At 71.3% G+C, this 5525-nt stretch carries 5 protein-coding genes; 2 read left to right on the top strand and 3 right to left on the bottom strand.

Annotated features, from left to right (window positions below):
* Positions 1-515: HNH endonuclease signature motif containing protein (locus ASF38_RS17145; protein WP_156366848.1), on the top strand; the 515-nt coding region annotated here is incomplete at its 5' end.
* Between the two features lie 391 nt (positions 516-906).
* On the opposite strand, the gene ASF38_RS08110 is transcribed toward ASF38_RS17145, so the two are convergent.
* From ASF38_RS08110 to ASF38_RS08100, 3 genes are all read right to left on the bottom strand, one after another.
* Entirely contained in the window at positions 907-2073 is a 1167-nt protein-coding gene (locus tag ASF38_RS08110; protein WP_056575054.1) for a nucleotide sugar dehydrogenase, read from the bottom strand.
* A gap of 78 nt (positions 2074-2151) precedes the next feature.
* The gene (locus ASF38_RS08105) at positions 2152-3363 is read right to left on the bottom strand and encodes an MFS transporter (protein ID WP_055961598.1); all 1212 of its coding nucleotides are present in this window, start codon (positions 3361-3363) and stop codon (positions 2152-2154) included.
* 2 nt (positions 3364-3365) lie between these two features.
* The gene (locus tag ASF38_RS08100; RefSeq protein WP_055961595.1) at positions 3366-4076 is read right to left on the bottom strand and encodes a GntR family transcriptional regulator; all 711 of its coding nucleotides are present in this window, start codon (positions 4074-4076) and stop codon (positions 3366-3368) included.
* A gap of 209 nt (positions 4077-4285) precedes the next feature.
* Here ASF38_RS08100 and ASF38_RS08095 point away from each other — a divergent pair.
* Positions 4286-5525, top strand: a 1240-nt coding sequence (locus ASF38_RS08095; protein WP_156366847.1) for an MmgE/PrpD family protein, incomplete at its 3' end; no start/stop codon positions are given.

The following is a 5525-nucleotide window of genomic DNA, read 5'->3' as shown; positions in this document are numbered from 1 at the left end:
CCCTCGTCGAGCACCTGCCTGCCGACTCCCTCCCCACCAACGGTGGTGTGAGCGCGGTCGTCACCGTCAACCTCGACCTCGACACCCTCATGGGTGGCATCAAGGCCGCCGGCCTCTCCGACGGCACCCGCATCAGCGCCGGCGAAGCACGACGGCTCGCCTGCTCGGCGCAGATCGTCCCGATGGTCCTCAACGGCAAGCCGCTCCCCCTCGACCTCGGGTCCGCGAACCGATACTTCAACCAGGCATCCCGCCGAGCGATGGAGAAGCGCGACGGCGGCTGCACCACACCAGGTTGCGACCGCGACGCCAGATGGACCGAGGCCCACCACCTCAACCCGTACGCGATCTCCAAGACCACCGACGTCCGCGACGGCGCACTCCTCTGCGGCTTCCACCACCACCGAGCCCACGACCAAGGCTGGATCGGCCGCATCAACCCCGACGACGGCCACGTCGAGTGGAAGCTCCCAGGCTCCGACACCTGGCAACGAAACCAACGCTGGCGACCCTGACCCTCGACCACCACGTCTACCCCGACCACCCGGTCGGGGTAGACGTGCTGCCTGGTTGCGTTCCCCGAGCTTGTCGAGGTGTAGCCCCTCGACAAGCTCGGGGAGCGGTGCCCCTCGACAGGCTCGGGGAGCGGGGTTGGCGTGGGTGAGGTCGCGGTCGCCGAGCTTGTCGAGGCGTAGGCCCCCTCGGCCCTTCGACAGGCTCAGGGGAACCAGGCTCGGGGAGCGGGGTTGGCGTGGGTGAGGTCGCGGTCGCCGAGCTTGTCGAGGTGCAGCCCCTCGACCCTTCGACAAGCTCAGGGGGCGAATTGGTGGCCCCTCGACCCTTCGACCCTTCGACAGGCTCAGGGGAACCAGGCTCGGGGAGCGGTGGGGCTCGGGGAGACGGAGGTCAGTCGTTGCCGAAGAGGTCGCGGGTGTAGACCTTGTCGGCCACGTCGGCGAGCTCGTCGGTACGGCGGTTGACCACGATCACGTCGCTGCGGCGCTTGAACTCCTCGAGGTCGCGCAGGACCTCCGAGCCGAAGAAGGGCTCGTCGGGGAGCAGGGGCTCGAAGACGATCACCTCGGTGCCCTTGGCCTTCAGCCGCTTCATCACGCCCTGGATGCTCGAGGCGCGGAAGTTGTCAGAGCCGGCCTTCATGACCAGCCGGAAGATGCCCACCGCCTGCGGGCCGCGGCGCAGGATGTCCTCGGCCACGAAGTCCTTGCGGGTCGTGTTGGCGTCCACGATCGCGCCGATCAGGTTCTGCGGCACCGACGCGTAGTTGGCGCGCAGCTGTCGGGTGTCCTTCGGGAGGCAGTACCCGCCGTAGCCGAACGACGGGTTGTTGTAGTGGTTGCCGATGCGGGGGTCGAGGCCGACGCCCTCGATGATCTGCCGCGTGTCCAGGCCGGTGAGCGCCGCGTACGTGTCCAGCTCGTTGAAGTACGCCACCCGCAGCGCCAGGTAGGTGTTGGCGAACAGCTTGATCGCCTCCGCCTCCGTGGAGCCGGTCAGCAGCACCGGCACGTCGTCGTCGACGGCCCCCTCGCGCAGCAGCTGAGCGAACTCCTTGCCCTCGGCCGTCTCCGATCCCACCACGATCCGCGACGGGTGCAGGTTGTCGTGCAGCGCCCGACCCTCCCGCAGGAACTCGGGCGAGAAGATGATGCTCGCCCCGGGATGCCGCTCCCGCAGGGTCGCGGTGTAGCCCACCGGCACGGTCGACTTGATGACGATGACGGCCGAGGGCTCGGCGGCAAGGGCCGCCCGGACCACCGTCTCCACCGAGCTCGTGTCGAAGTAGTTGGTCCTCGGGTCGTAGTCGGTGGGGGTGGCCACCACCACGAAGTCGGCACCCGCGCAGGCAGCGTCGGCGTCCGTGGTGGCCACGAGGTCCAGCGGCTTCTCGGCCAGGTACTGCTGGAGCTCGCGGTCCTCGATGGGCGAACGGCGGGCATTGATCAGGTCGACCTTCGCGGCGTCGACGTCGACCGCCACCACCTGGTGACGCTGCGCCAGGACGACGGCGTTCGAGAGCCCGACGTAGCCGGTTCCCACCACGGCGATCCTCATGGTCGCGACGCTAGGTCGCGCAGGGAAACGATGGTCGTCGTCGGCGTGTCGGTGCGGGGCTCTTCTCACGAAGAGTGGTTACCCCTCCTCGGGCAGTGCACGCGTCGCGCTCCAGGAGATGAGGCCGGACGAGGCCAGCAGCGCCCCAGTCAGGTAGAAGATGACCCCCACGCCGGTGGCTCCGGCGACCGCGCCGGCGCCGAGCGGGACGGCGAACTGCGCCACCCTGTTGCCGGCCAGCCTGATCGCCAACGCCGACGCACGGTTGTCGCGGTGCGACACGGCCGTCACCCAGACCATCGTCAGCGGCTGGCCGATGCCCCAGAAGAAGCCGATGACCAGCATCGCGGCACCCAGTGCGACGGCATCGGTGGTGAGGGGCACGAGCGCCATCGGGACGGCCGACGCGAGTGTTGCCGAGATGATGAGCGGACGCCGTCCGACCCGCGCCAGCAGCACGGGCAGCGCGATGCGCGACAGGACCGACGCGACGGCACGCAGCGTGAGCAGGGTCGTCACCACCCCGACGCTCAGGCCGAGCTGGTCGCCGAGGAGTGGCAGGTAGGCGGTGAGCAGGTCGAGCCCCGACAGCACGGTCATGGACGAGTACATGGCCGGCTTCATGCCGCGTTGGCCGAGGATCGTCAGGGGCGACTGCCGGGTGGCGGCCTGGTCCCGACGGCTGCGCTTCTCGCGGGACGCGGGTCGGAAGACGAACGACAGCGGCACCGCTGCTGCGGCCACGGCCGTGAAGACGAGCAGTGCCGGGCCGGTCTCCACCCCGCTGGTGGCGGTGTCGTTGGTGAGGGTGGCGACGACCCCGGCGAGAGGGAAGCCGAGGAACTGGCCGATCGAGACGCCCAGCGTCAGCTGACCGAACCTGCGGTCCATCGAGTCCGGAGGCGACCACAAGGGGATGAGGCTCTGGCACGCGATGGTGTGCAAGATCTGCCCGAAGCCGAGCAGTGCGCTCGCGACGGCGAGGACGGCGAGCTGGTCGCTCGTCGCCGCCAGCGCGACCGCAACGACCGTGAGCAGGAGACCCGACCGGAGCGCCCGGGTGCCCTGGCCGCGGTCGACGGCTCGGCCGATCGGCAGGGCCACGAGGAGCGGGAGGACGGCGAACGCGGCCGTGATGACTCCCACGGAGAACGCGTCGCCGCCGAGGGCGATCGCGCGGTAGGAGATCAGCGTGCGCACGCCGTTGAGGACGGCGTGGGAGACGATCGAGACGAGGACGAGACAGGTGAACCAGGACGGTCGCCGCAGCCAGGCGGGTCGGCCCTGCACCCTCACGACGCTTCGGGGGAGACGGCGTCGGCGGCGTTGCCCGCAGGGCCGGCCGGCCGGAGCCCGGCGTGCGTGGCCCGGAGGTCGCACGCGTGCATGATGTGCTCGTGCATGGCCCGGCTCGCGGCGTCGGCGTCGCCGGCCTCGATCGCGGTCAGGATCGCCTCGTGGTCGTGGCGCAGCTCGGTGGTGAAACCGGTGACGCTCCACAGGGTCACCGAGGGCGTGAAGCGGCTCCAGAGCATCTCGATGCACTCGATCATCACGGGCGACGTCGCCTGGTAGATGGCGAAGTGGAGCGCCTTGTTGAGCCGTGACAGTTCTGCGGGAGAGGCCTGCGACGCGGTGGCGGCGAGCAGCTCCACGTCGGCGGCGCGGATCTGCGTGAGCACCTCGGGGGTCATCCGCTCCATGGCCACCCGGACCGCCAGCGCCTCCATCTCGGCACGCATCCGGTAGAGGTCGGTGGCCATCTGGGGCGTGTAGTCACGCACCGTGGCACCCCGGTGGGCGTGGTAGTCGATCATCCCGTCCGCCTCGAGGACCCGCAGGGCCTCGCGGACGGGGGTCGCGCTCACGCCGTAGCGGCGGGCGATCTCGACCTGGCGCAGCTGGTCGCCGGGGTTGATGAGCCCGTTGCGCAGATCGGTGCGCAGGCGCTCGAGGACGTAGGCGGTACGGCTGCCGGGAAGGGTGACCTCGTCGCTGCGCATGTCGGCTCCTCTCTGTGCGGACGGGTGCCCGCTGACGCACCGTACTCGGGCGGCAGGGCATCGCGCTGGGCTCAGTCTGCCACAAAGATCGTGCGAAAAAGAATCTATAGAATATCTAGACATCCTCGGGCGGGCTTCCTAGAGTGACGTGGAGCACGTGACCCCGGTCACCGATCCGCCGCCGCCAACAGCCCAAGGAGCCTCCGCTCGTGAGCCACCTCGACACCCTCGACGCCGCCGAGCTCGACCGCTGGCGCATCCTGCTCGCCGACGCCTGGGGCCTCATGGCCGCCGGAGGCCAGGCGCCCGGGCTGCGCGCGATGCTGCTCGCCGCCGACGAGCTGGGCGACGGCGACGTGGCGGTGCCGTGGACCGGCCGACGCTGGTCGCCGTCGGCCGCGGCGGCGGTCTCGTCGGCGCTGATCCACGCGTGGGACTTCGACGACACGCACGACGAGGCGGTCGTGCACACGGCCGCCGTGGCCGTGCCCGCGGCGCTCGTCGCCGCCCAGCGCCGTCCGACGAGTGGGGACCGCTTCGCCGACGGCGTCGTGGTCGGCGTGCAGGTGCTCGCGCGGCTCGGCGGTCTCGTCGGACCGCGACCAGGTGTCATCCGCACCGCCGGACTCGGCGCGCCGGCCGCCGCTGCCGCGGTCGCCGCCACCTGGGGGCTCGACCGCGCCGGCATCGAGAACGCGATGTCGCTGGCCCTCGGGGCGTCGCTGGCGCCCGGCTCCCGCCAGGCGGTCGTCGACAGCTCCCTCGCCAAGCGAGTACAGCCGGGCCTCGCGGTGCAGGCCGGCCTCTACGCCGCCTCCCTCGCCGCCCACGGCATCGAGGGTCCGCGCGGCTGGCTGACCGGCGAGCACGGTCTCGTCCCCCGCTCGGACCTGACCGTGGCCGACGTGCTCGACGGACCGTTCGCCGGTGCCGAGCTGGCCATCAAGCCCTACCCGGCCTGTCGGTACGGACACGCGGCCATCGCCGCCGCGGAGGAGCTGTACCGCCGTCACGGCGCCGAGGCCGACGACCGCATCGTCGTGCACCTGCCCGAGGGTGCGTCGTACGCCATGGTCGCGCGGCCGTTCGCCGACCGAGGCGAGCCGATCATCGACGCCCAGTTCTCCGTGCCGTGGCAGGTCGCCTCCGTCTGGACCACCGGTCGCTACGACGTCGCGACCCTCGCCGGCCCCGACGTCGTCGACCCCGGCATCGCGGCCGCGGCCGCGCACGTCGAGGTCCGCCAGGACCTCCCCGCCAGCACCGTCATGAGCGGGGCGACGGTCGAGCTGCACCGCAGCAGTGGTCGGGACGGGGGCACCGTGCACGTGGCCGAGGCACCCATGCCCGGCGGACCCGAGACGCCGCTCGACCGCGCGGCGGTCAGCACCAAGATCCGCACCTGCCTGACCGTGGGCGGCCTCGACGCCGACGTCGAGACCGACCGCA

It is taken from the genome of Aeromicrobium sp. Leaf272, assembly GCF_001422865.1.
Lineage (GTDB): Bacteria > Actinomycetota > Actinomycetes > Propionibacteriales > Nocardioidaceae > Aeromicrobium.
Note: the sequence above shows the minus strand (reverse complement) of the source record. Positions and strands in the feature narration are given on the sequence as shown.